General features: G+C 70.4%; 20 protein-coding genes. 9 read left to right on the forward strand and 11 right to left on the reverse strand.

Annotation, left to right across the window (positions count from 1 at the left end; all coding sequences use genetic code 11):
- Window positions 1-49: 49 nt before the first annotated feature.
- Window positions 50-2302, forward strand: a complete 2253-nt coding sequence (locus AB0K12_RS26370; protein ID WP_364566449.1) for a nitrate- and nitrite sensing domain-containing protein — start codon at window positions 50-52, stop codon at window positions 2300-2302.
- On the forward strand, window positions 2299-2673 hold the full coding sequence (locus AB0K12_RS26375; RefSeq protein ID WP_364566452.1) for a DUF742 domain-containing protein: 375 nt from the start codon (window positions 2299-2301) through the stop codon (window positions 2671-2673). Before AB0K12_RS26370 ends, AB0K12_RS26375 begins: the two co-directional genes overlap by 4 nt.
- A gap of 18 nt (window positions 2674-2691) precedes the next feature.
- On the opposite strand, the gene AB0K12_RS26380 is transcribed toward AB0K12_RS26375, so the two are convergent.
- The 6 genes from AB0K12_RS26380 to AB0K12_RS26405 form a co-directional block, all read right to left on the reverse strand.
- Window positions 2692-3264 (reverse strand): ATP/GTP-binding protein, encoded by a 573-nt coding sequence (locus AB0K12_RS26380; protein WP_364566455.1) that lies wholly within the window; start codon window positions 3262-3264, stop codon window positions 2692-2694.
- Entirely contained in the window at window positions 3245-3619 is a 375-nt protein-coding gene (locus AB0K12_RS26385; protein ID WP_364566457.1) for a DUF742 domain-containing protein, read from the reverse strand. Before AB0K12_RS26385 ends, AB0K12_RS26380 begins: the two co-directional genes overlap by 20 nt.
- A complete protein-coding gene (locus AB0K12_RS26390; protein WP_364566460.1) occupies window positions 3616-4023 on the reverse strand; it encodes a roadblock/LC7 domain-containing protein in 408 nt (135 codons plus the stop codon). The genes AB0K12_RS26385 and AB0K12_RS26390 overlap by 4 nt, the downstream gene beginning before the upstream one ends.
- On the reverse strand, window positions 4020-6131 hold the full coding sequence (locus AB0K12_RS26395) for a nitrate- and nitrite sensing domain-containing protein (protein ID WP_364566463.1): 2112 nt from the start codon (window positions 6129-6131) through the stop codon (window positions 4020-4022). Before AB0K12_RS26395 ends, AB0K12_RS26390 begins: the two co-directional genes overlap by 4 nt.
- A gap of 164 nt (window positions 6132-6295) precedes the next feature.
- Window positions 6296-7156 carry a PrsW family glutamic-type intramembrane protease gene (locus AB0K12_RS26400; protein WP_364566466.1) on the reverse strand — a complete coding sequence of 287 codons (861 nt, stop codon included), beginning with the start codon at window positions 7154-7156 and terminating at the stop codon, window positions 6296-6298.
- Window positions 7153-8697 (reverse strand): hypothetical protein, encoded by a 1545-nt coding sequence (locus AB0K12_RS26405; protein ID WP_364566469.1) that lies wholly within the window; start codon window positions 8695-8697, stop codon window positions 7153-7155. Before AB0K12_RS26405 ends, AB0K12_RS26400 begins: the two co-directional genes overlap by 4 nt.
- Before the next feature lie 247 nt (window positions 8698-8944).
- Between AB0K12_RS26405 and AB0K12_RS26410 the strand changes: the two genes are divergently transcribed.
- Window positions 8945-9622: a hypothetical protein gene (locus tag AB0K12_RS26410; RefSeq protein ID WP_364566471.1), complete on the forward strand. Its 678-nt coding sequence runs from the start codon at window positions 8945-8947 to the stop codon at window positions 9620-9622.
- A 39-nt stretch (window positions 9623-9661) separates the two neighbouring features.
- Here the strand turns inward: AB0K12_RS26410 and AB0K12_RS26415 are convergent, their stop codons facing one another.
- Complete coding sequence (locus AB0K12_RS26415; protein WP_364566475.1) at window positions 9662-11698, reverse strand: glycosyltransferase; 2037 nt, start codon at window positions 11696-11698, stop codon at window positions 9662-9664.
- A gap of 54 nt (window positions 11699-11752) precedes the next feature.
- A complete protein-coding gene (gene wecB, locus AB0K12_RS26420; protein ID WP_364566478.1) occupies window positions 11753-12883 on the reverse strand; it encodes a UDP-N-acetylglucosamine 2-epimerase (non-hydrolyzing) in 1131 nt (376 codons plus the stop codon).
- A gap of 181 nt (window positions 12884-13064) precedes the next feature.
- On the opposite strand from wecB, the gene AB0K12_RS26425 reads away from it, so the two are divergent.
- From AB0K12_RS26425 to hisC, 6 genes are all read left to right on the forward strand, one after another.
- Window positions 13065-14624 carry a glycosyltransferase family 4 protein gene (locus AB0K12_RS26425; RefSeq protein WP_364566481.1) on the forward strand — a complete coding sequence of 520 codons (1560 nt, stop codon included), beginning with the start codon at window positions 13065-13067 and terminating at the stop codon, window positions 14622-14624.
- A gap of 124 nt (window positions 14625-14748) precedes the next feature.
- Window positions 14749-16002 carry a nucleotide sugar dehydrogenase gene (locus AB0K12_RS26430; RefSeq protein ID WP_364566929.1) on the forward strand — a complete coding sequence of 418 codons (1254 nt, stop codon included), beginning with the start codon at window positions 14749-14751 and terminating at the stop codon, window positions 16000-16002.
- Between the two features lie 19 nt (window positions 16003-16021).
- Window positions 16022-17110, forward strand: a complete 1089-nt coding sequence (locus AB0K12_RS26435; RefSeq protein ID WP_364566484.1) for a glycosyltransferase — start codon at window positions 16022-16024, stop codon at window positions 17108-17110.
- A gap of 40 nt (window positions 17111-17150) precedes the next feature.
- Window positions 17151-18944 (forward strand): DUF4434 domain-containing protein, encoded by a 1794-nt coding sequence (locus AB0K12_RS26440; protein ID WP_364566487.1) that lies wholly within the window; start codon window positions 17151-17153, stop codon window positions 18942-18944.
- A 60-nt stretch (window positions 18945-19004) separates the two neighbouring features.
- Complete coding sequence (locus AB0K12_RS26445) at window positions 19005-19670, forward strand: NUDIX domain-containing protein (protein WP_364566490.1); 666 nt, start codon at window positions 19005-19007, stop codon at window positions 19668-19670.
- A 58-nt stretch (window positions 19671-19728) separates the two neighbouring features.
- Window positions 19729-20787: a histidinol-phosphate transaminase gene (gene hisC, locus AB0K12_RS26450; RefSeq protein ID WP_364566492.1), complete on the forward strand. Its 1059-nt coding sequence runs from the start codon at window positions 19729-19731 to the stop codon at window positions 20785-20787.
- Here hisC and AB0K12_RS26455 read toward each other — a convergent pair whose 3' ends face one another.
- From AB0K12_RS26455 to murA, 3 genes are all read right to left on the reverse strand, one after another.
- Window positions 20788-21744, reverse strand: coding sequence for an EamA family transporter (locus AB0K12_RS26455; protein ID WP_364566494.1), 957 nt, complete (start codon window positions 21742-21744; stop codon window positions 20788-20790). It lies immediately after the preceding gene.
- A 464-nt stretch (window positions 21745-22208) separates the two neighbouring features.
- Window positions 22209-23498 (reverse strand): GTP cyclohydrolase IIa, encoded by a 1290-nt coding sequence (locus AB0K12_RS26460; protein ID WP_364566496.1) that lies wholly within the window; start codon window positions 23496-23498, stop codon window positions 22209-22211.
- A gap of 201 nt (window positions 23499-23699) precedes the next feature.
- A complete protein-coding gene (gene murA, locus AB0K12_RS26465; RefSeq protein ID WP_364566500.1) occupies window positions 23700-24965 on the reverse strand; it encodes a UDP-N-acetylglucosamine 1-carboxyvinyltransferase in 1266 nt (421 codons plus the stop codon).
- Between the last annotated feature and the right edge of the window lie 74 nt (window positions 24966-25039).

Below are 25039 nucleotides of genomic sequence, written 5' to 3' on the forward strand. Positions count from 1 at the left end.
TGTTTCGATGCTATTCTCTCCCGCGATCTTCTATCCGGGAGCAGGTGTCATGGCATCGGGCAGATCCATCAGATTCAAGATCTCGACGCTGCTCGTCATCCCTTTGGTCTCCCTGGTCGCGCTCTGGGGCTTCGCCGCGAGCACCACGTCGGGAGAGGCGCTCAATCTGCTCAAGGTCGAGACGATCTGGACGGGCGTGATCAACAACGCCGACCGGCTGGTCTCCGACCTCCAGACGGAACGGCTCGCCTCGGCCGAGCGCCTCGCCGGCACGGGCGGCGACGAGGACGCCATCGCCCAGGCCCGCGCCAAGGTGGACGAAGCCGGCAAGACCCTGCGCCAGGCCGCCATGTCGGAGGACACGCAGTCGGCGCTGACGCAGGACATGAAGACCCAGCTCGGCACCGTCTTCGAGACGATCGACCGGCTGCCGGACATCCGCCGCAAGCTGGACGAGCGCCGGCTCACCCCGAGCACCCTGGTCACCGAGTACGCCAGGATCTCCGACGAGATCCACCTGCTGTACTCCCGTCTCACGGTCAGCACCGACCTGCAGCTCGCCCTGCAGGCCCAGGGCCTGATCGCCGCCGACCAGGCCCGCGAGCTGCTGTCCAGGGAGAACGCCCTGGTCATCGCCTCGAAGGGCAAGGCGGGCATGATGGACGTGCACATCCTGGCGGGCATCGACGGCGCCAGGACGTACGAGTTCCCGAAGGCCCTGGCCAACCTCGACACCGAGCTGCGCGCCCCGTTCGAGAAGCTGTACTACAGCTCCCGCTACGTCACCATGGAGAACCTCCTGGAGGCGTACATCAACGGCCAGCCCATGGACCTCGACCTGTGGCGGGGCATCTCCGAGCAGGTGCAGAGGGAATACCGCGAGGCGATCTCGAGCACCGGCGACAAGCTGCTGGCCAGGATGGAGCCGGCCGGTGCGGCGGTCGTGACCAGGGCCGCGGTCGCGGGCGCGCTGGGCCTGATCGCGGTGGTGTTCTCGATCGTCATCTCGGTGAAGGTCGGCCGCCGGCTCACCCGGGAGCTGGGCGCGCTGCGGCGTACGGCGCTGGACCTGGCGGAGATCAGGCTGCCTGACGTGGTCACCAAGCTTCGCAAGGGCGACAAGGTGGACATCGCGACCGAGGCGCCGCCGATCACGGTCAGCGAGAAGGCGACCAGCGAGGTCAGGGACCTCGCGGCGGCGTTCGACAGCGTGCAGAGCACCGCGGTGGACGCCGCGGTCGAGCAGGCCAGGATGCGCGAGGGCGTCGCCGAGGCGCTGCGCAACCTCGCCCGCCGCAGCCAGTCGCTGCTTCAGCGCCAGCTCAGGCTGCTGGACGACATGCAGCGCCAGACGGAGGAGCCGGAGGCGCTGGAGCGGCTGTTCAGGCTCGACCACCTCACCACCCGCATGCGCCGCCACGCCGAGGGCCTGGTGCTGCTGTCGGGCGGCGCGGCCGGCCGCAGGTGGCGCGGCGTCATCCCGATGGAGGACGTGCTCAGCGGCGCCGCCGCCCAGGTCGAGGAGTACACGCGGGTCCGCGTCTACCCGATGCCCGAGTGCGGCCTGTCGGGCGCGGCCGTGGCGGACCTGATGCACCTGTTCGCCGAGCTGATCGAGAACGCCACCACGTTCTCCTCGCCGAACAACGAGGTCTCGGTGCACGGCGAGATGGTCGGCAGGGGCTTCGCCGTCGAGATCGAGGACCGCGGGCTCGGCATGGACGAGGCCACCCGCAGGGCCATCAACGCCCGCCTGGCCAGCCCGCCGGAGTTCGACCCCGCGCAGACCGAGCGGCTCGGCTTCGCCGTGGTCGGCATGCTGGCCGCCAGGCACGGGGTGAAGGTGACGCTCAAGCAGTCACCGTACGGGGGCACCACGGCCATCGTGCTCGTGCCGGCCACGCTGGTCGAGCCGATGACGCAGCCGCAGCAGCCCGAGTTCGAGCCGGTCCCGGTGTCGGTGATCAGGACGGACACCACGGGGCCTGGCGAGCTGCCGCGCAGGGTCCGTACGAGCAAGCGCAACGGCGGCGCGATGCTGCCGAAGCAGGCGCCGCCTCAGGACGACCCGCCGCCGCGGCAGCTGCCGCGCCGTGAGCGGGCCACGGCGCTGCCGCAGCGGCTGCGCCAGGCTCCTGAGCCCGGCACCACCCAGGGACAGGCGCAGGGACCGGCTCAGGGCCCGGCGCCGGCCGTCGAGGAGCGCTCGCCGGAGGAGGCGAGGGCGCTGCTCTCCTCGCTCCAGTCGGGCTGGCAGCGCGGCCGGCAGGAAAGCGAGCAGGATGGGGGATCTCGATCGTGAGCCGCGAGCACGAGTGGGTTGACGAGGAGGCGGGGCCCGTCGTGCGGCCGTACGCGGTCGCGCGCGGACGCACCAGGCCCGCCTCCGCCGAGGTCGACTTGCTGGCGACCGTCGTGCTGACGGGAGTGCCCGCCCCGGCCAGGGCCGAGCTGAGCGCTCAGCACCGCCGGCTGCTGAACGTCGTGTCAGGGCACAACAAGCCGGTCGCCGAGGTCGCGTCGGATCTCGGGCTGCCCGTCGGCGTCGTCCGGGTGCTGCTCGGCGACCTGCTGGAGCACAACCTGGTGACCGTGCGCCCGCCGCGCGACAAGGCCGCCACCCCGTCGGAGAGCCTGCTCCGCGAGGTGATCAACGGCTTGCGGGCCCTTTAGCAGAAGGGCCCAGGGCGGCTAGTTCGCCGAGGTGAGCGTCCGCAGGGAGTGCTCGACCAGCGTGATCATGACCTCCTTGGCCGAGGTCCGCCGCCGCACGTCGCAGAGCATGACGGGGACGTCGTCGTCGAGGTCGAGCGCGATGCGCACGTCGTCCACGCTGTGCTGCTCGGCGCCCTCGAAGCAGTTGACGGCCACCACGAAGGGCGTGCCGCGCTGCTCGAAGTAGTCGACGGACGGGAAGCAGTCGGTCAGCCGCCTGGTGTCGGCGATCACGACCGCGCCCAGCGCGCCGTAGGACAGCTCGTCCCACATGAACCAGAACCGCTCCTGCCCCGGCGTGCCGAACAGGTAGACGACGAGCCCTTCGCGGATCGTGATGCGGCCGAAGTCCATCGCCACGGTGGTGGTGTTCTTGCCCTCGACGCCGTCGAGGTCGTCGATGCCGATCCCGCGGTCGGAGAGCACCTCTTCCGTGCGCAGCGGCTTGATCTCGCTGATCGACCCGACCAGGGTGGTCTTGCCGACGCCGAACCCGCCCGCGATCAGGATCTTGAGCGCGACGGGGTCCTCAGAGAGCACGGAGTCCATTGATCACTTCCTTGAGAATGCGCTCATTCGACCGCGACCCTCCTGCGGAGGGCGACGTCACCGAGATGAGGCCGTGGTCACGCATGTCACCCAGCAGGACCCGGATGACACCGACGGGCAGGTCGAGCTCGACGGCCAGGTCGGCCACCGAGATCGGGTTGCGCGCCGCCCGCAGGATCTGCTGCTGTTCGGGGCCGAGGTCGTCGCCGGGCTCCCCTTCGGGGTCGGCGACGGCGCGTACGGTGGCCACGAGGTCGAACGCGTCGCCCGACGACCGCGTCCTGCCGCGAATCAGAGCATAGGGGCGGACGACAGGGCCCGCCTCCTCATCGAACCACTGCGGGCTGTCGCTCATGACGCTCCAGCGCGCGGGTTGGTGGTGATGTGCTGGCCCACCCGCTTGACCAGCATCGCCATCTCGTAGGCGATCTGGCCGACGTCCACGTTCGCCTCGGCGATGACGGCCAGGCAGGTGCCCTGGCCGGCCGCGGTGACGAACAGGAACGCCGACTCCATCTCCACGATGGTCTGGCGCACGTCGCCGCCGCCGAAGTGCCGGCCGGTGCCCCTGGCCAGGCTCTGGAACCCGGCGGCCACGGCCGACAGGTGCTCGGCGTCCTCGCGTGTCAGGCCCTTGGAATAGCCCACGGCCAGGCCGTCGGTCGACAGGATCACCGCCTGGCGTACCGCGGCGACCCTGGTGGCCAGGTCGTCGAGCAGCCAGTTGAGCTCACCGGTGTTGGTGGTCGGCGCAGTCATGCATCCCCCTTGGTCATGGGCCCCTCCTCAGGAGCTTCTTCTCGGGCGCGTTGGGTCCCCCGCTGGAAGGCGGAGAACAGGTCGCGTACCTCGTCGGGAGAGCGTTCTTCCTGCCGCTCCTGCTCCGGCGGTGGTTCCTTCAGTTGCGGGGCCAGGTTGGCCTGGCGCACCCGTCGTGGCAGCCCGGCGTGGGTGCCGGAGGTCACGACGGCCAGCGCCTTCTTCCTCGTACGGCTGGGCAGCTCGGCCTTGCCGTCACCGCCCGCCGCCTCCTGCGCGGTCTGCTCGGTGACGACCGACCGCGGCACCAGCACGATCGCGGTGGTGCCGCCGAAGGGCGAGCGGCGCAGCAGCACGTTGATCCCGTGCCGCTCGGCCAGCCTGGCCACCACGAACAGGCCGAGCCTGTCGCTGTCGGCCAGGTCGAACTCGGGCGGCCTGGACAGCAGCGCGTTGATGCGCTCGTACTCGGTGGCCGTCAGGCCCAGGCCGCGGTCCTCGACCTCGATGGCGTAGCCGTTGCTGACGAGGTCGCCGCGCACCTGGACGGTGGTGTCGGGCGGCGAGTAGATGGTGGCGTTCTCGACCAGCTCGGCGACGAGGTGGGTGAGGTCGGCGGCGACGGTGCCCTCGACGGCGCCCGCGGGCATGGTCTCGACGGAGACGCGGGTGTAGTCCTCGACCTCGGCGACCGCGGCCCTGACGATGTCGATGACCGGCACCGGCTTGCGCCAGGCCCGTCCCGGCGCGGCGCCCGAGAGCACGATGAGGCTCTCGGCGTGCCGGCGCATGCGGGTGGTCAGGTGGTCGAGCCGGAACAGCTCTTCGAGCTTGTCGGGGTCGTGCGTACGCCGCTGCATGCCGTCGAGCAGCGCGAGCTGGCGGTGCAGCAGGCCCTGCTTGCGGCGGGCGAGGTTGAGGAAGACCTGGCCGACCCCGCGCCGCAGCGCGGCCTGGCCGACCGCCGCCGTGACGGCGGTGCGCTGCACGGAACCGAAGGCCCTGGCCACGTCGGTGATCTCAGCGGAACCGCTCACCTTGATCGCCTTGGCCTCCTTCCGCACGTCGACGTCCTCACCCTTGCGCAGCCGCGCCACGATGGCGGGCAGCCGCTGCTGTGCCAGCTCGACCGCGGCGGCGCGCAGCCCGGCCAGCTCTCCTGCGAGGCGACGACCGAAGCGTACAGAGATGATGATCGACGCGAGCACGGCGATCAACCCGAGGCCGCCGGCGAGGGAGATCCTGACGATCGTGGAGGTGGCCGCGTCGGAGGCGCGGGCGGCGAGGGTGGCGGTGGAGGCGGTGTTGAGGTCGTCGAGGCGGGAGGCCAGCTTGTCGACGGTCTCGTGCCAGGAGGAGGCGTCGGTGGGCGGCGCGCCGGTCTTGACCACGCGGTCTTCGAGCGTGGCGAAGCTGAGGTAGGGCTCGGTGGCGAAGACCTGCTCGTACGGCCGGCGCAGCGCCACGTCGAGCCCGGCGAGGCCGCGGGCGTGCAGGAACTTCCTGGAGGCGGCGTACTCGGTGAAGGCGGTGGTCTCGTCTTCGGTGAGCCGCTGCCCGTCGAGCGCGCCGACGATGAGCGCGTGCTCCCTGGAGATGTACTCCCTGGCCATGCCCATGGCCTGCAGCGACGCCGCCTGCTGGTAGAGCGGCAGGTCGGGGACGGTGACCAGGTTGTCGTAGACGGCGAAGAGCGCGTCGAGCATGCGGTTGTAGGCGTTGAGCCCGGACAGCCGTGAGGCGCTGCCGTTGTCGATGTTCGCCCTGATGGCGCCGAGGTTGCCGAGCGACCTGTCGAGGGTGTCGAGCGGCCGGCGGAGGACGCCGTCGGCCGCGCCGCCCGCGTCGGCGACGGCCTGCCTGAACTCGGCGACGGACCGGTCGGTGCGGGCGCGCTGGGCGCCGAGCACCTCGGTGAGCTGACGCGTTGTCACCGTCTCGGCGGAGCGCACGCGCTCGGCCTGCAGCTGTATTCCCAGGTCGGTGGATGCGACGCCGATGGTGTCGTAAAGGGTGTTCGCGCGGAGCAGTGACTGGGCGTCGCCCATGGTGAGGTTGAGGACGAAACCCCAGAGCGCGCTCAGAGACAGGAGGGGTAGCAGCAGCAATAAGAAGATCTTGAACCGAATTGACCGGTTTCGCGAGCCCATGTCCCAACCTCGAGTCGGGGGCATTTCCACACCTTGTGTAAATACACCTCCGGAAGATCGCACAGGAGACTAGCACCGATTATGCTTCCGGCGCAGTGGGGGGAAGACGTTCATTACCGTGATTATTGGGACAAGGTCTCCCTCTCGCGGCGTCCTGCGGACATCACACCCCACAGCCACCCGAGCGCCACCAGCGAGATCACGATGAGTCCCACCCAGTTGAGCAGCGTGTACACGTGCACCTGCCACGCGGACACGTGCGGCACCCGGCCGATGCGCAGCAGCTCGAACTGCCACGGACGGCCCGTCAGCACCAGCGTGATCGCGATGGCGATCGCGCTCATCGAGTCCCACAGCGCGTGCAGCAGCGAGACCCCTAGGTAGGTCAGCACGACGGGCACTGACAACCGGCCCCGCGCGGCGAACAGCACGCCGCCCGCGATCGCCGTCCACAGGCCGTGGCCCACCGGAGTGAGGATGCCGCGCAGCACCTCGGTCTCGACGAGCTGGCTCAGCGACAGGCCCTCCGAGGTGAACAGCGCGTTGAAGGCGTAGCCGGCGCTCTCGAACGCGGCGAAGCCGAAGCCCACGGTCGCGCCCAGCACCACGCCGTCCTTGATCGAGCGCCTGGCGACGCGCCGGGTGACGAACACCAGCGCCGCCAGCTTGACGGCCTCCTCGATGAGGCCGACCAGGACGTACATGAGCAGCGAAGGCCGGATCAGCCAGCTCTCCAGCAGCGAGGCGCCGAGCACGCCCAGCACGCCGCCGATCACGAACGCCTGGAACAGCAGCTCCACGGTGACGACCGGCGAGCGCCCCCGCCCGTACGCCCACACCACGAACGTCACCGGCACCAGAAAGCTGCCGAACAGCACCACCGTCGGCACCAGGTTCGAGTTGCCCGTCCAGCCGGTGACGATCACGGTCGCCAGCCACAGCACGAAACCGGTCAGGAAGATCCTCAGCCACATCGTCTTCATGGCAGCTCCTCGACGGCGCGCACGGCGGCTCCGTCGCCCGCGTCCGATCCCGCGATCGCGATCCGGCCGAAGCGCCCGCGCGCCGCGTCGGCGGGTGACGGGCCGTCCGGGTGGAACGGGTGCCAGGGGCGGCAGTATTCGGGGGGCAGCGCGTGCCCCCTGCGGTCCACGGTGATCGCCGCGACGCCGCGCCCCGGGTCGAAGCCGGCCGGGCCGAGTAGCCGGGCGAGCTGGTCGCGTACGGTGTGCTCCAGCACCTCGTACGGCGTCCTGAACAGCTCGCGCCGCCCGGCCGCCGAGCCCGCGTCGGGCCCCAGCTCCGACCGGCACGGCGTGGCCAGCAGCCGCACCAGGTCGGGCGCCGCGAACTCGGCGGCGCACCAGTACGCGCCGGTCCACCGCACCCGGCGCACGCCGAGCCGCCGCCACGCCGCCGGGTCGCTCAGCCGCACCTCGGCCCGCAGCAGAGGCACGCGTACGGCCCGGCTCAGCGCCCGCCGCCGCTCCTCGGGCAGGCCGGGCACGAGGTAGGGCACGGCCGCGCTCCAGCAGGCCAGGACGACGGCCCCGGCCTCGACCGTGCGCACCTGGTGCCCGTCGAAGTAGCCGACGGTCGCCGCGCCGGCCCCGTCGCGCACGGACACGACCGGGCTCGACCACCGCACGTGCCGCGCCCCGGGCGGGGCAGGCTCGGGGGCGGGCCGGGGGGCGGGCCCGTGCCACTCCGCGCGTACGGTCGCCGAGTTGTACCGGGACGGCCGCGACCGGTCGAGCCCCAGCCCGGCGAAGCCCGGGTAGCCGGTCCCCCAGGCGTCGATCGCGCCGAACGCCCGGGTGTCGTAGCCCCACTCGGGCGCGGACATGGTCCGCAGGAAGCGTTCGGCGTCGGGGTGCGCCCCGCACACCTCGCGCAGGAACGCCGAGTACGTCAGCCCGGCCAGCCGCTCCTCCTTGGCATCGCTGGACAGCCCCGGCAGCCAGTCGGGCGGGGCGTCGTACAGGGTGCGCAGGTCCGCGCGCGCCTGCTCGGCGATGGGCAGCCGGTCGATCCAGCCGGGGGAGGCGAGCGTGACGAGCGTGTCGGCGCCGAAGCTCTCCTTGTCGCACATCACGGCGTCGAACACGGCGCCCCTGCGCAGCCGCTCCCGCCCTGCCCCGCCCTCGGGGTGGTTGTCGAGCACGAGCACGCGGTCGTGCGGGCGCCGCCGCGACCACTCGGCGGCGGCGCTCAGCCCGCTGCGCCCTGCCCCGACGACGACCAGCCCGTAGCGCTCCCCCGTCGGCGCGGGGGCGCCCGCATGCTCCCAGAACCGCCCGTCCCGCAGCGCGTGCGGCACGCTGAGCGCCTCACCGGTGTCCCCGAGCACAGTGAGGGCGGCGGGCGCTCTCGCGGGCTCTGAGGCGGTTCTGGCAGGCCCGGTGATGGGCGCGGCGGTGGAGACGGCGGAGGCGCCGGCCACGCAGGAGACGGCGATCCCGTCGAAGAAGTCGCGGCGGGAAATGGGCACATCCATACCGAGATCGCGCGGGGTCAGGCTCATGCCGCGATCATCAGCAGGCCGGAGAAAAGCCGCACAGAGACGCGCAGAACATCGGCGAACATTTTGCCCATCCCAATACGGCTGATGTCGTTTTGCGGCACATAAGCCGAGGTAGAGCCCGCTGGGCCGGGCGAACGGTAAATCGCTCCCGAAGCCGCCATAACCGCGAATAGCGACGTTGCACGGCCGCTCAGCCGTCACTTCCTCTAACGTTTCCACAATGCCGCTGGAGTGAAATGGAGAACCCATGCGTCAAGCAGTTTCCGGCATATTTCTGGGCACTCTCGTCCTGGCCGGATGTTCCGCCACCGAGGACAAGCCGGCGGCCCCGGCCGCCTCGGCGCCGTCCGCGCCGTCGGCGGCCGAGACCGACAGGTTGCGCGCTGCGCTGCTGCCCGTACCCAAGGGCATGAGCGTCGCGTACGGCCCTGAGACCGGCGCGTTCGGCTCGCTCAAGTCCACCCAGCAGGGTCTGGAGGCGGTCCGCCAGGCCAAGCTGCAGCACCCCGAGTGCGCGGGAGCGGCCCAGCTCGACGCGGCCAAGACCGACGTCGCCAAGTCGCCCGCCGCGGTGATCGCCTTCTCCGCCGAGCGCGGCTCGATCAGCCAGGCCGTGGTGTCGCTGCCGAAGCCCGACTTCCCCGCCGCGCTGCCCGAGAAGTGCGCCTCCTACACGGCCGACGTCGGGGGCACGCCGGTCACGTACAAGACGCGCACGCTCGACATGCCCGCCAAGGGCGACCAGTCGCGGGCCTACCTGACGACGGCGGCGGGCGGCAAGCAGAACGCGCAGATCGGCTCGGTGATGATCAGGCGCGGCACCACGATCATGTCCATGCTCGTGGTCGGCCAGCAGGTCAAGCCCAAGGGCCTGTACGAGCTCGCCAACCTCGCCGACCAGAACCTCGCGAGGGCGAGCCGCTGAGAACGCACATGTGGATCTCCCGGCCGGCGCCGGGAGATCTCAGATGAGCACGTGGTCGTCGGGACGGCCGACGAAGGAGAACTGCGCGTTCCTGGTCAGCTTGATGTGGTCGGCCTGCCAGGTGTGCATCCTGGTGTCGGCGCTGCGCCAGTAGACGAAGTTGAACCGGTCGGCCGAGTAGATCTTGACGCCGTCCTCCTTGAGGCGGCGTACGAGATGGGTGTCCTCGCCCCTGGTGATGTCCGCGAACGGATACGAGCGGAACAGGTCGGCCTTGCCGAGGAACGAGCCGCCCTGCACCAGCCACGAATAGCGGTGCTCAAGGCCGGGCAGCCGCAGCATGGTCGTGTTGGAGCCCTCGAAGTACGCGTAGTGCGCGCCCTTGCCCGCCAGCTCGGCGTCGGAGTAGTCGAAGGCCCTGACCAGGTCCGACAGGTAGTGCTCGCCGTACAGGTTGTCGTCGTCCATCTTGGCGATCAGCTCGCCCTCGGCGGCGGCGATGCCCAGGTTGAGGCAGGCGCCGAGGGTCATCGAGGCGTCGGCGGGCAGCACGACGACGTCGGTGACGCCGGCCATGCGTGCCTTGTCGGCCACCACGACGGGGTCGATGTCCAGGCCGTGCAGCACCATGACGAGCTGGAGCGGCCGGTGCCGCTGCTTGGCGACCGAGGAGATGGCGTGCTCGATCTGCGCGGCCCGGTTGGTGGGCAGCACGACGGTGATCGAGCGCGAGCGCAGCGTCACCTGGTGGCCGAGGTTCTGCAGGATCTGGTCCACGCGGTGGGAGAACAGGTGCTTGTCGAACACCTCGCGCATCGCGAGGTGCCCCATCCTGGCCCGCAGCTCAGGGCTGTTGATCAGGTGCAGCACCTGGTTGTACGACTCCACCGGCTCCCGCGCGATGGGGATCAGGTCGCCGAACGTCTCCTCGATGGCCCGTGACCACCCGGAGACGACGGGCGTGGCGCAGGCCGACAGCTCGAAGACCCGCCGCGCGCACATGGTGGGCGAGTCGAGCACGGAGTTGACGTTGAGGAAGACCTTGTACATCCGGTACGCGGCCAGCATCTGGTCGTAGGGCAGCTCGCCCACGATGTGCGGCCGGTACTTCTCCGGCCAGGCGTACTTCTCGTCCACCTCGCCGTTGCGGGCGAAGATGTGCAGGCCGAGCTCCCTGACCGGGTCGAGCACGGTCTCCATCTGCTCGCGGCGCTCGGGGTGCTTGTCGCGGAAGTACATCCCGGCGAAGACCACGTCGTGCAGGCGGCCCTTGTTCTGCTGGATCGGGTTGTGCACGCGCGGCTGGGCGGCGAACTGCAGCACGTCGACCCGGTCGTGGCCCAGGACCTCGCGATACTTCGGCAGCATGTCGCCGTCGCAGGTGAACACGTAGTCGAAGAGCTTGGCCGTGTCGATGAAGAAGTCGAAGTTCGGCGGGTCCTCCTTGTTCCAGAAGACCGTCGGGATGCCCTCCTGCCTGCACCAGGCGACCAGGTCGCGCAGCGGCTCCTTGGGGGCGTTCGTGCCGGTCATCTGGTAGCGCCAGCGGCCCTGGTTGCCGTGCCAGGCCGACTCGCAGAACAGCAGGTCGGGCCGCTTCTCGGCGAAGATCTCCGGCCAGTCCTTGAGCCCGAACTCGATCTGGTCCCACTCGTAGCGGAAGGCCATCCTGGAGAAGTCGTCGAGGATCACCGCGACCTTCAGGTCGGGCCGGTTGACCGGGCCCTTCGGCCACTTAACCGGCGGCACCTCGACCGTGGGCGGCCGGTTGCCGGCCAGCTCGACGGCCTCGGTCACCGGCATCGGCGGCTTGGGCGCGCGCTCCTTCGACCGCACGGCCTCGACGATCTTCGCCGGCTTCTTCGACCCCAGGGCCTCACCCAGCTTGAACGTGCGCTTGGCCTGGGTCGCCTCCAGCTTCCACGACGCGTACGCGGCCTTCGCCTCGGCGATCTCCAGCCGCCTGCGCAGCTCCTTGACCTCGGCCTCGTAGCGCTCGATGAGCTTGCGCTCCTCGGGCAGCCAGTTGACGGGCCCGAGCCGTTGGAAAGCGGGCTGTTCGGGGGTTTCGGCCATGGTGGTACGCCTATCGCTCAGCGGAGGTGATTCATACTACGGGGGGTATGGCCGCTATTCGGGGCGTTTGCCCTGAGATGCGGGAGCGAGGTTGTCCCCCTTCAGCCACGCCGCGATCACCGTCGCGATGCGCGGCCCCGCCTTGCCGTCCCACAGCACCGGCAGCTCACCGGCCGGCGTGGCGGCGCCGTCGGCCAGCGCCTTCTCCGCCGCGGCCGGCAGCAGCGCGGGCGTGACCAGGCGGTTCGTGCCGTGCGTGACCGTGATCGGCCGCTCGGTGTTGGGCCGGACCGTCAGGCACGGGACGCCCAGCATGGTCGTCTCCTCCTGCACGCCGCCCGAGTCGGTGACGACGAGCGCGGCGCCGCGGACGAGTGAGAGGAAGTCCACATACCCAAGAGGGTCGATGACCTTGACGGACTCGCCGCCCACGAGGCCCGCGTCGGCCAGCCGCGCCTTGCCGCGCGGGTGCACCGGCACCACGACCGGGACCTGCCGCGACACCTCCAGCACCGCGTCCACCAGCTCCTTGGCCGCTTCGGCGGTGTCCACGTTGGCCGGGCGGTGCAGGGTGGCCACCGCGTAGCGCTCGGGCAGGCCGAGCCTGGCCACGATCGGGGCCGGGTCGAGCGACGGCAGCGCGGAGAACAGGCTGTCGATCATCGGGTTGCCGACCAGGTGCACCTTGCCGGCCGGGATCCCCTCGGCCGCGAGGTACGCCAGCGCCTCGGGCGAGGTCGCGAACAGCAGGTCGGCCAGCGCGTCGGTGACGACCCTGTTGACCTCTTCAGGCATGCCCCTGTCGTACGAGCGCAGCCCCGCCTCGACGTGCGCGGTCCGCACGCCCAGCTTGGCGCAGACCAGGATGGCGGCCAGCGTCGAGTTCACGTCGCCGTAGACCACGACCAGGTCGGGATCGTGCTCCTGCACGACCTCCTCCAGGCCCACGAGCAGCGCGGCCGTCTGCTTGGCGTGGCTGCCGGAGCCGACGCCGAGATTGGCCACCGGCTCGGGCAATCCGAGGTCGGCGAAGAAGACGTCCGACATCAGCGCGTCGTAGTGCTGACCGGTGTGGATGATGCCCTGCCGCACGCCGAGCTCGCCGAGTGCCCGCACCACCGGGGCCGCTTTCACGAAATTGGGACGAGCGCCCAATACGTGCAGGACCAGGGGGTTCTCCCTCATGACCTCGCCTTTCATAGCGGAAGGGAAAAAACGTTGCCTATGGTACGGTCCCACCGTGGCATCCGACGCCAGTCGTCAAGACTCCTCCCGTACCTCCGACCGGGTCTCCGCGAAGTCCGCCCGTGCCGGCGTCGGTGGGCTTCTCAAAGGTTTCGTCAACCACCCGGTCATCGTTTCCCGCGTGGTGTGGACGAAGGTCAAGTCCGACCCGGTCCGCGTGGCCCAGGCCGCCGCCGACACGCTCCCGCCCCGGCTGCGACCCGTCGTGGGCAGCGTCGCCTGGCCGGCCGCCCGCCGGGCCCGCCGCATGGTGCGCAAGTTCGGCATGCGCGTGGTCAAGGGCCCGTGGAACGAGGCGAAGACCCACTGGGACGCAGGGCGGGTCAGCGACGCCGCCGCCGTCCTGGAGGCCCACACCAAATACCCCTTCGTCAAGCGCAGGGCCGCCTATTACCGGGGCGAGCTGGCCGCGATCAGCCCCGACCCCATCCCGCCCGCGCCCAAGGTGGCCATCCTGGAGCGGGTCCAGAACCGGGTCCTGCACGTCGTCACGAACGCGCTGCCGTACACGCAGGCCGGCTACACCGTGCGCACCCACCGCATCGTCAGCGCCCAGAAGGCCGCGGGCATCGACCCGCACGTGGTCACGAGCTGGGGCTGGCCGATGCTGCAGGGGCACGCCGACGCGGCTCCGTACGACGAGATCGACGGCATCCCCTACCACCGGCTGCTGCCCGAGCCCCACGGCGAGATGCCGTTCGAGACGCAGGGCCGCATCATCAGGGGAGCCGACCGCGTCACCAAGCTCGTCACCGAGCTGCGCCCGCAGCTCCTGCACGCCGCCACCGACCACCGCAACGGCTCGATCGCCCACGCCGTGCGCGACCGCACGGGCACGCCGTTCGTCTACGAGGTCCGCGGCTTCCTCGAGGAGACGTGGGCCTCCCGCGACCCGATCAGGATCGGCAGCCAGCGTCACGTGCTCCAGCGCGAGCGTGAGGCGTTCCTCATGCGCGCGGCCGACGCGGTCGTCACGCTGGCCGAGACGATGGCCGCGGAGATCGTCGAGCGCGGCGTGCCGAGGGACAAGATCCACCTCGCGCCCAACGCCGTGGACGACTCGCTGCTGACCGCCCACTACGACGGGGCCGCGTTCCGTCGCGCGTACGGCATCGAGGAAGGCGAGATCGTCGTCGGCTCGGTGTCGAGCATCGTGGCTTATGAGGGATTTGCCACACTTCTCAAGGCGGCGGCGCTGCTGCGCGACGGCGGCTCTCCCGTACGCGTGCTCATCGTCGGCGACGGCACCGAGCGCGAGAACCTGCTCGCGCTGGTCGAGGAGCTGGGCCTCAAGGACGCGATCCTGCCCGGCCGGGTGGGCCCCGACGAGGCCCTGCAGGCCCAGGACGCGATCGACATCTTCGCCTGCCCGCGTGAGGACCTGCGGGTGTGCCGACTTGTTACGCCATTGAAACCCGTCGAGGCGATGGCGCTCGGCAAGCCGGTCGTGCTGAGCGACCTTCCCGCGCTGTCGGAGCTGGTCGGCTCCGACGGGGCCGGGATGCTCGTGCCGGCAGGCGATCCAGAAGCGCTGGCCAAGGCGATCGGCGGGCTCAGGGACGACCCCGCCAAGCGCGCCGAGATGGGCGAGGCGGGCCGGGCGGAGGTCGCGGCGAAGCGGACATGGAGCCGCGTTGCCGAGACTTATCAAGCTCTATACCGTTCCCTTGCCGATCGATGACCGTTCAGATGCCTGTCTCTTGTGACTGGTTCGCTCGCATTAGGCGTGAGCTAGGTGGACTTGAGATAACCTTTGCCACCATGAAGTGTTGTTTCCGGCTCTCTAAGGCACAGCTGTGACAGAAATAGACTTGGCTGTCATCGGCCTGGGCTACGTCGGCATGCCGCTCGCCAAGGAGGCGGTGGCCGCCGGTCTGCGAGTCGTCGGCCTGGACGTCGACCCCGCCAAGGTCGACGCGCTCAACGCCGGGCGCTCCTACATCGACGACCTGACCGACGCCGACCTCGAGCACATGCTGTCCCAAGGGTTCAGCGCCACGCTCGACGAGACCGTGCTGGCCAGAAGCAACACGATCGTCATCTGCGTGCCCACCCCGCTCGACGAGGACCACCGGCCCGACCTGTCGGCCGTGGAGGGCGCCACCAAGGCCGTCGCCCGCAACCTCAGCAAGGGCACGCTGGTCGTGCTGGAGTCCACCACCTGGCCCGGCACCACCGACGAGGTGGCCAGGCCGCTGCTCGAAGCCTCGGGGCTGATCGCGGGCGAGGACTTCCACCTCGCCTTCTCGCCCGAGCGCATCGACCCGGGCAACTCCAAGTTCGGCCTGCGCAACACGCCCAAGGTCGTCGGCGGCTTCACCCCGACCTGCCGCGACCGGGCCACGGCGTTCTACGGCCGGTTCATCGAGCGGATCGTGCCCGTCAGCGGCACCCGCGAGGCCGAGATGGCCAAGCTGCTCGAGAACACCTACCGGCACGTCAACATCGCCCTCGTCAACGAGATGGCGATCTTCTGTGACGAGCTGGGCATCGACCTGTGGGAGGCCATCGAGGCCGCCGGCACCAAGCCGTTCGGCTTCCACAAGTTCCTGCCGGGTCCCGGCGTGGGCGGCCACTGCATCCCGGTCGACCCGTCCTACCTGTCGTACACCGTGCGCAAGCTGGGCTACCCCTTCAGGTTCGTCGAGCTCGCGCAAGAGATCAACGAGCGGATGCCCTCGTACGTGGTCGCCCGCGTACAGCGGCTGCTGAACCGGCACAAGAGGGCCGTGAACGGCGCCAAGGTCGTCCTGCTCGGCGTCACCTACAAACCGGACATCGCCGACGAACGCGAGACCCCGGCCCTTCCCGTGGCGCGTGCGCTGCTGGAACTGGGCGCCGACCTCTCGTTCGCGGACCCCTACGTCAAGGAGTGGTCGGTAGACGGCACCGCGGTGCCGCGCGAGGAGGATCTGGCGGAGGCCGTGACCAACGCGGACGTGACGCTGCTGCTGCAGCAGCACGCCGCGTTCGACCTCGACATGGTCGAGGCGAAGGCCAAGCTCGTGCTGGACACCCGAGGCGTGCTCGCCGAGGGTGAACGCGTCGAGCGGCTGTAGCGACGGAGGGCTGCGCGCAGTGCACGTGCTCGTCATGACGGTGGTGCATAACCCCGAGGACGCGAGAATTCTGCATCGGCAGATCCGTGCCCTTGTGGATGCCGGTCATGAGGTCACGTACGCCGCCTCGTACACCGCGCACGGAGTCGTCCCGCGACCCTGGGTGAACGGCGTCGACCTGCCGAGGGCCGCCCAGCGCAAGCGGGTGGCGGCCGTGCTGGCCGCGCGCCGGCTGTTCAAGAAGATGCGCGACAAGGTCGACCTCGTCCTCATCCACGACCCCGAGCTGCTGTTCGCCGTCTGGGGCATCCGCAACAGGCCGCCGATCGTGTGGGACGTCCACGAGGACACCCCGGCCACGCTGTCGCTGAAGCCGTGGCTGCCCGCGCCGCTGCGCCCGCCCGTGCGCTTCCTGGCGCGCATGCTGGAGGGCACGGCCGAGCGGCACATGCACCTCCTGCTGGCCGAGACCGCGTACGCGGGCCGCTTCAAGCACGCCCACCTCATCGTGCCCAACGAGACCTGGGTGCCCGACTCGGTGACGCCGCCAGGCGACGACCGGGTGGTCTACCTCGGGTGGCTGTCGCGGGCCCGCGGCGTGCTGGAAGCGATCGAGGTGGCCAAGCTGCTGCAGCCGTACCGGGTGGCGGTGGAGCTCATCGGGTACGCAGACCCGCAGAGCCGCCCGCTGCTCAACCAGGCCGTCACCGACGGCCTGCTGGAGTGGCGCGACTTCATGCCCAACGACGAGGCGCTCAAGCGGCTCGACGGCGCGCTGGCCGGCCTGTCGCTGCTGCACGACGAGCCCAACTACCGGCACTCGATGCCGACGAAGATCGTCGAGTACATGGCGCACGGCATCCCCGTCATCACCACGCCGTCGCCGCGCGCGGTCGAGCTGGTCGAGCGGTACGACAGCGGCGTCGTCGTGCCGTGGGAGGACCCGAAGGCGGTCGCGCAGGCCGTGCTCACGCTGCGGGACGACGTACGCGAGCGGCGGGCGCAGGGAGCGCGCGGCTACGCGGCGGCCCGCGCCAACCACCACTGGCCCAACTCCGCCAAGCGGTTCGTGTCACAGCTTGAGTCCTGGGCCGGGGTCAAGCCGTAACTCACAGCTGTCATCGACAAGGGCGGGTAGGTTCCTGAACGTGCGCTGGCTCTTACTGGTCGTGGGCGCAGCCGTCCTGGCCGTGATCGCCGCCGTCGTCATCGTGGTGCGTCCTGGCGACTCCGAGCCGACGGCCGCGACGTCGCCGGCGCCCAAGCCGTCGGCCACGCTGCCGACGCCGAAGGTGAGCGAGTTCACCGACCCCTGTGGAACGTTCGACACCGGCGAGATCGCCCCCTACGCGGTGACCGGCTACTGGATCACCCCCAAGTCGAACCCCTGCACCTGGCGCAAGCAGCTCCAGGAGATCCACCGCGTCGGCGGCGACACGATCATCAGGATCGGCTACGGCCTGCAGTTCCGGACGGTCACCGCCTCAGGCCAGGTGCGTGCCAAGGACGGCACGATCGACTCGCTCTACAAGCCGTGCGTCGAGGACGGCCTGAGCTGCCACGACGCCGCCGAGCGCGACCTGAAGCAGGCCAACCCCGGCAACCGCATCGGCCGCATGTACGTCTACCGCACCGACGAGGCGTTCGGCTCCGGCCTCTACCGCTGCCCCGAGATGGAGCACGCCATCGAGGTCGGCAAGCGGGTCTACTACCGGCTCATCACCCAGGCCGACGGCTCCGACGACGCGACCTGCGACTTCAGCAGCAAGGCGCAGTCGTACGACATGATCCTGGTGGCCGGCTCGCCCAGCGACAGCCTGAAGGAGCTGCTCGACCTGGGCGACCAGTTCGGCATGCGGGTCTTCCCCGCGCTGCCGCTGGCCCCGCGCGACCACAAGACGCCGATCAGGGCGGAGAAGCGGCACCTCGGCACGCTCACCACGCTGACCAGGCGCATCGTGCAGGATTACGGCGCCCGCTTCGCCGACAGGGAGTCGCTCGGCGGCGTCTACCAGCCGTTCGAGGTGCAGATGTCGGCCACGCTGGCCGACAACCCGACGCTGGAGGTCTACTCCGACCAGCACCGCATCGTGCAGCAGGAGCTGTCGGGCAAGCCGATCCTCATCAGCCCCTACCTCGACGCGCGCAAGCGGGTCGCGTTCGGGCAGACGCCGCAGCAGGTGGCCGAGGGCTTCAAGGCGCTGGTGCGCACGGGGGTCGGCATCATCGCGCCGCAGGACAGCCGGGGCACCGGCAAGGTCGGCCTGTTCTGGCCCGACGAGCGCGGCGACGAGGTGGACGAGCGGCTGCGGCCTGTGGTGGGCGAGTCGACGTACGAGACGGCCTACCACGGCTCCACCCGCGACTACTACCGCGCCATGTCGGAGGCCCGCGAGGAGATGATGGACTCCGGCTACCACGTACAGCTCTGGGCCAACGTGGAGGTCTTCGAGCCGTCGGGCGACAAGCCCTGCGCCCCCACGGGCACCCGCGGCAAGACCGACAAGGAGCGCCTCGACCAGGCGGTCACGATGGCCGGCCGGTACGTCCAGAAGATCGTCTCCTACATGTGGAGCGACTTCATGACGTGCGGCAGCCCGTCGGTCGAGGAGGAGATCGTCAAGGACTGGCAGCGCCCGATCGCCGTGGACGCCATCCGGCGGCCCCGCGACGCCCAGGACGGCGTGGAGGTCCGCGGCTACCACTTCGACCTCGGCACCGTCACCGTCCAGTGGTCGGGCGGCACCGAGGAGATGGACATCGCGAGCGTCGGCTGGCTCGACACCGACCCGATCGAGGAGGAGCTGCCCGAGGGCATGCAGGCGGCGTGGGTGCCGTTCGACTGGACCAAGGTGCCCGCCGGCGAATGGGTGCGCATCGGGGTGAAGCTCCCCTCGGGGCAGAGCACGACCGAGCCGCTGCACGTCCGCATCGTCACCTAGCATCGTCAGCAGGGTCTGCACGGTTCGCCGCCTCCACAGGACGCGTGTAACGTGCCGGGCATGGTCCCGAGCATCCCGGTCAGCGTCGACCTGGTCGTGCTCACCGTGCGCAACCAGGCTCTCAGCGCGCTCGTCTGGCGCCGCGACAACCCGCCGTTCCTGCGCCGCTGGTCGCTGCCCGGCGGCTTCATCCAGCTCGACGAGGACCTGCCGGCCGCCGCCGCCCGCATCCTCGCCGAGCGGGCCGGTCTGCCGGGCGCGCCCGTTCACCTGGAGCAGCTCCAGACCTACGGCTACCCCGACCGCGACCCGCGCCAGCGCGTGCTCAGCGTCGCCTACCTCGGCCTCGCCCCCGACCTGCCGGCCTCGGAGAAGGCCCACATGAGCTGGCAGCCGGTCGGCTCGCTCACCGTGATGGCCTTCGACCACCGGCGCATCATGCTCGACGGCGTCGAGCGGGCGCGCGGCAAGCTGGAGTACACCTCGCTCGGCGCGGCGTTCTGCCCGCCCGAGTTCACGGTCGCCGACCTGCGGCGGGTCTACGAGATCGTCTGGGGCCGCAGCCTCGACCCGCGCAACTTCCACCGCAAGGTCACCAAGGCCGAGGGCTTCCTGGTCGAGACCGGCGCCACCACGACCCGCGACGGCGGGCGGCCCGCCAAGCTCTACCGTCGCGGGCCCGCCGAGCTGCTCCACCCGCCCATGCTGCGCAGCCTCAAGGAATAGGTCCCCTTCATGACGGCCGGGTGATGTCCCACCCGGCCGCTGCTCTTAAGGTGATGCCATGCCTCGTTTCCGCCAGATTCTCGACACCATGGCCCCCTACACGCCGGGCAAGGCGGTCGCCGCGCCCGACGGGCGGTCGTACAAGCTGTCGTCCAACGAGTCCCCGTACGACCCGCTGCCCTCCGTGGTCGAGGCCATCGCCGAGGGGGCCAGGAACATCCATCGCTACCCCGACGCGGGCGCGGTCAAGCTGACCGAGGCCGTCGCGGAGCGGTTCGGCGTGCCGGAGGCCCACGTCGCGCTGGGGCCAGGGTCCGTCACCGTGGCGCAGCAGCTGTTCGAGACGGTGAGCGAGCCGGGCGCCGAGGTGGTCTACGCGTGGCGGTCGTTCGAGGCGTACCCGCTGCTCGCCGACCTCGCCGGGGCGACGTCCGTACGCGTGCCGCTGGCGGGCGAGGACCACGACCTCGACGCCATGGCCGAGGCCGTCACCGACCGCACCCGCATGGTGTTCGTGTGCAACCCGAACAACCCGACGGGCACCGCCGTCCGCAGGGCCGCGCTTGAGTCGTTCCTCGACCGGGTGCCCGAGGACGTGCTGGTCGTGCTCGACGAGGCCTACCGCGAGTACGTCCGCGACGAGGACGTGCCCGACGGCCTGACCCTCTACCGCGACCGGCCGAACGTGGCCGTGCTGCGCACGTTCTCCAAGGCGTACGGGCTGGCCGGGCTGCGCGTCGGCTACATGATCGCGCAGGAGCCCGTGGCCACCGCCGTGCGCAAGACGATCATCCCGTTCGCCGTCAACAGCCTCGCCCAGGTGGCCGCGATCGCCTCGCTGGCCGCCGAGGACGAGCTGCTCGACCGGGTCGAGCGCGTGGTCAAGGAGCGCACCCGCGTCCGCGAGACGCTCATCGGGCAGGGCTGGACGGTGCCGCCTTCCGAGGCCAACTTCGTCTGGCTGCGGCTCGGCGAGCGCACGCTCGACTTCGCCGCCGAGTGCGCGAAGGACGGGGTGGCGGTGCGGCCGTTCCAGCCCGAGGGCGTGCGGGTGTCGATCGGCTCGCCCGAGGCGAACGACGCCTTCCTCGCCGCCGCCGCGCGCTTCCGCGGCTGATCAGGCGTTCTGCGGCGCCGTGACCTCGTCGGCCGGGTCCGGTGCCGGTGTCCTCTTCGCGCGTCGCTCTGTCGAGACCACCAGGGCGACGCCGATGAGGATCACCACGCCGCCGAGCACGATCTGCACCGTCACGTGCTCGTTGACCACCAGCACGCCCAGGATGACCGCGACGACCGGGTTGACGTAGGCGTACGTCGAGACGAGCGAGATGGGCGCGTTGCCGAGCAGCCACGTGTACGCGGTGAACCCGACGAGCGAGCCCACCAGCACCAGGTAGGCCAGCGCCGCCCATGACCGCCCGGAGATCGCGGCGAGGTCGACGTGCTCGCCGATCGAGGTGCTGACGATCGCCAGCCCGGCGCCGCCGGCCAGCATCTCGACCGCGCTGGCCGTCCACACGTTGGGCGGCATGGGGATGCGGGCGGACAGGAACGAGCCGATCGACCACGACAGCGAGGCGAGCAGGATCACCACGATGCCGGTGGTGCCGGCCGACTCGCCGCCGCCGTTGAGCGACAGCGCGGCCACGCCCCCGAACCCGACGAGCACGCCCCCGACCGTCAGCAGCGCGGGCCGGTCGCGGGCCATGATCCGGAACACGACCAGCCACAGCGGCACCGAGGCCACCAGCAGCGCGGCCAGGCCGCTGGAGATGTGCTGCTCGGCCACGGCCACCATGCCGTTGCCGCCGGTCAGCAGCAGCAGCCCGACGAGCGCGGCGCCGCCGAACTGGCGCGGCGTCATCCTGAACGCGGCCCTGCCCTTCTTGATCAGCAGGAACGCGGCCAGCAGGAGCGAGGCGGTGACGAACCGGGAGGCGCCGTGCAGCAGCGGCGGCATCGTCTCGATGGCGATCCTGATGCCGAGGTACGTCGAGCCCCACACGACGTAGACGATCGCCAGAGCGCTCCAGATGAGAAGGGGGGAGCGGCTGTCAGGAGCGTTGGCACTCATGGCTCATGACTGTACAGCGCAAGACCGACAGAACACCCGCGAATATCAGTCCTTGGACTCGTCGCGCGGACGCGCTCACAGGGCCGGTGCCGCGGGTCATGGGGAAGGAGGCCGACCTGCGGGTGAAAGGCGCTCACAGCCCCGCACAGCCCCGCCTGGCACCGTTCGTGCGGGCGGACACACCAGCCCATTCCCTAACCAAGCCCGAAAATATCCACGAGGCTCGTCGAACCTCACGCTCAGCAGGGGGATCGTCACCACGGACGGCGGGTGCCGAAAGGATTTGGTGCCCCCGTCCGAATCCCGTCGATCGGGGGCGACGGAGAACATACCCGCATCTACACGGGTCAACCAATGAGTTCACAAGAGTGCGCCCGCAATGTTCCCGGAGCGGACACGCTTCGGTCAACGAGCGAGCCGGGCCCGCCGCGAAACGTGCGGCGGGCCGGCCCTGTCACCCCAGCTCAGCGGGGCCCGAGCTTCTCCACGATCAGCCGGTAGAGCTGGCGCGGACGCCCCGGCTGCGGCGTGCGGTTGGGCGGAAGCGGCCACGCGAGTCCCTCGTCAACCAACGTGCGCAGCAACCGCCGTGCCGTACGCGGCGTGACCCCGAGCATCTTGCCCGCTCCTTCGGCGTCGACCACCGTGTCGCCGCCTTCGAGCTTGGCCGCCAGCCGGGCCAGTACTTCCACTCCTTTCGGTTTCAGTGCGGTGGCCCCGGTCGGTGGCATCCGCGGAGCCGGGATCAGCGCCCGCCCCTCGCGGTCCACCGCGAAGCCCTGTGCCTGCTTGCCCGCCTGCGTCCGCGCCAACGCGGCGCGTGCATGCGACTCGGCGTCGTGCGTCGTGCGACCCATGCCCACACCGACCTCGACCGCCAGCCCCAGCTCCTCCCTGATCCTGGCGGCGAAGGGCAACACCCTGAACCCGTCCGTCGCCGCCGCGATCGAGCCCCTGGTGGCGGTCACCAGGTAGCTGTGATCGTCGATGGGCCAGACGGTGGCGTTGATCCTGTTCGCCTCCTGGACCAGCAGCCGGTGCAGCGACAGCCGCAGCTCGTCGCGCCAGTAGCGGGGGGCCGCGCGCCGCACGGGCTCGCGCAGCGTCGGCACCTCCACCAGCACGACGGTCAGCTGTGACTCCTCCAGCCGGTGGTGCGCCCCGAGCAGCGCCGCGGTGTGCAGCGCCGTACGGACCGCCGCCGAGGTCGGCCTGATCCTGATGACCGGTACGCCTGCCGAGTGCAGCCGTTCGGCCACCGCGGGCAGGCATGTGAGCGCTCCCGTGGTAGCGCCCTGCCGGGCCAGGCGTTCGTGATAGGCCGCGATCGTGCCGGTGGCTCCCGGCTCGTCGCGGCTGTGCACGTCCGCCGCGGGGATGCCGAGGTCGGTGTACGCCTCCTCGACATCGGCCCTGCTGACCACGTCGATGCTGACCCTTTTCGGGTCGATGCGGGTGTCGAGCGCGGCCTTGGCCAGCGCCGCCACCAGTGCCGCTCCGCCGAGTTGCACGTACGTCGCGGGCATCGTCAGCACGCCTGAACGCCTGGCCAGGTCATAGGGGACCGGGCTGGCGAACAGGCACGCGTCGACACCGGGACCGAGCCGCGTCACCTTGTCGGGCGCCTCCTGCTCGTCGCGGTAGGCCGCGGCGACCAGGCGACACGGCAGCGGCGCCGCGGCGTGACCCATCAGCATGACTCGCTCGACCAGGTCGTGGGGTCCGACCACGCCGATGGTGAGGTCCGGTGTCATAGCGCCCGGGCGTGACACTCGGGGAGTTTCTTCGGCCCTCTCGACCAATGTTCGTCCCATCCTGCCGTCCGTTGCAGTGCTCTCTTTTGGAACGATCGCTCGCGGGGGCCGTAATGTCACGCCCGACTTTTCCGGAAAGCCGTTCTGGTTGACCGCCCGACTACGTGTTTATGCAGCTCATCGCCACTTTTCTGGCGATTTTTAGCGTTCAGAAATCTCTCGTGTAATGTCCGCTCCGAGAGCCCGCATTCGCGCCGCGAGATGCGCGTGGCCGCGGTCGATGAGGTAACCCGAGTCGATCACCGTCTCGCCTTCGGCGGCCAGGCCGGCGAGCACGAGCGCGATGCCCGAGCGCAGATCGTGGGCGGTCACCTGCGCGCCGGTGAGCGGGGTGCGGCCACGGACGATGGCCCTGCTGCCCTCCACCTCGACGTTGGCGCCCATCTTGTTCAGCTCGCCGGCCAGCGCGAACCGGCCGTCGAAGATCCGCTCGTGGATGTAGCTGGTGCCGTCGGCCAGGGCCGCGACGGTCATCATCGGCGACTGCAGGTCGGTGGCGAAGCCGGGGTAGGTGTCGGTGATGATGTTGATCGGCCGTAGCGGGCCGTCGCAGCGTACGTGGAGCACGGCGCCCTGCCGGTGGAACTCGACGCCCATCTGCTCCAGCTTGTAGCGCACCACGCCGAGGTCGAGGCCGGTGCCGACGAGGCTGACCTCGCCCTGGGTGAGCGCCGCCGCCATGGCGAAGACGCCGGCGTCGAGCCGGTCGGGCATCACGGTGTGCTCGACGGCGTGCAGCTCGTCGACGCCCTCGACGGTGATGAACCCGGTGCCGCCGCCGCTGATGCGGGCGCCCATCTTGCTCAGCATGTCGATGACGTCGAGCACCTCGGGCTCAAGGGCGGCGTTCTCGATGACCGTGGTGCCCTTGGCCAGGCACGCGGCCATGATGAGGTTTTCCGTGCCGGTGTGGGAGGGCGTGTCGAGATAAAGGGTGGCGCCGGTCAGCCCGGCCGCCTTGACGTGGATGACGGTCTCGCCCTCGTCGACGATCGCGCCCAGGCGCTTGTAGCCGAGGTAGTGGAAGTCGAGGTTGCGGCTGCCGAGGTTGCAGCCGCCCACGCCCTCGACCACGGCCTCGCCGAGGCGGTGCAGCAGGGCGGGGGTGAACAGCACCGACCCGCGAAAGCGCCTGGCGATCTCGGCGGGCAGGACGGGGCTGCTGACCTTGGAGGCGTCGATGACCAGCGTGCGCTCCGACTCGTGCAGCTCGACGTACGCGCCGATCGCCTCGGCCAGCTCGACCGCGCGGCGGACGTCCTCGATGATCGGCACGTTGCGCAGGACGGTGCGGCCCTTGGCGGCCAGCAGAGCCGCACCGATCATGGGGAGCACGGCGTTCTTCGCGCCCTGGATGAACGCGGTTCCACGCAGTGCGTTGCCACCGCGCACGCGGTAACGGACCATTCGTGCGGCTCCTTGAATTCTGGCGGTGAGGCTCGATCGGGCCAACAGTAGTCGCTCACACCACATGGCCCAGC

Source organism: Nonomuraea sp. NPDC049419 (genome assembly GCF_040676995.1).
GTDB classification, from domain to species: domain Bacteria; phylum Actinomycetota; class Actinomycetes; order Streptosporangiales; family Streptosporangiaceae; genus Nonomuraea; species Nonomuraea salmonea.

Bases quoted from the DNA above. Each gene is read 5' to 3' on its own strand.
- AB0K12_RS26370 (WP_364566449.1), top strand. From the start codon at position 50: ATGGCATCGGGCAGATCCATCAGATTCAAGATCTCGACGCTGCTCGTC.
- AB0K12_RS26380 (WP_364566455.1), bottom strand. From the start codon at position 3,264: ATGGACTCCGTGCTCTCTGAGGACCCCGTCGCGCTCAAGATCCTGATC.
- AB0K12_RS26385 (WP_364566457.1), bottom strand. From the start codon at position 3,619: ATGAGCGACAGCCCGCAGTGGTTCGATGAGGAGGCGGGCCCTGTCGTC.
- AB0K12_RS26390 (WP_364566460.1), bottom strand. From the start codon at position 4,023: ATGACTGCGCCGACCACCAACACCGGTGAGCTCAACTGGCTGCTCGAC.
- AB0K12_RS26400 (WP_364566466.1), bottom strand. From the start codon at position 7,156: ATGAAGACGATGTGGCTGAGGATCTTCCTGACCGGTTTCGTGCTGTGG.
- AB0K12_RS26405 (WP_364566469.1), bottom strand. From the start codon at position 8,697: ATGAGCCTGACCCCGCGCGATCTCGGTATGGATGTGCCCATTTCCCGC.
- AB0K12_RS26410 (WP_364566471.1), top strand. From the start codon at position 8,945: ATGCGTCAAGCAGTTTCCGGCATATTTCTGGGCACTCTCGTCCTGGCC.
- AB0K12_RS26415 (WP_364566475.1), bottom strand. From the start codon at position 11,698: ATGGCCGAAACCCCCGAACAGCCCGCTTTCCAACGGCTCGGGCCCGTC.
- wecB (WP_364566478.1), bottom strand. From the start codon at position 12,883: ATGAGGGAGAACCCCCTGGTCCTGCACGTATTGGGCGCTCGTCCCAAT.
- AB0K12_RS26445 (WP_364566490.1), top strand. From the start codon at position 19,005: ATGGTCCCGAGCATCCCGGTCAGCGTCGACCTGGTCGTGCTCACCGTG.
- hisC (WP_364566492.1), top strand. From the start codon at position 19,729: ATGCCTCGTTTCCGCCAGATTCTCGACACCATGGCCCCCTACACGCCG.
- AB0K12_RS26455 (WP_364566494.1), bottom strand. From the start codon at position 21,744: ATGAGTGCCAACGCTCCTGACAGCCGCTCCCCCCTTCTCATCTGGAGC.
- AB0K12_RS26460 (WP_364566496.1), bottom strand. From the start codon at position 23,498: ATGACACCGGACCTCACCATCGGCGTGGTCGGACCCCACGACCTGGTC.
- murA (WP_364566500.1), bottom strand. From the start codon at position 24,965: ATGGTCCGTTACCGCGTGCGCGGTGGCAACGCACTGCGTGGAACCGCG.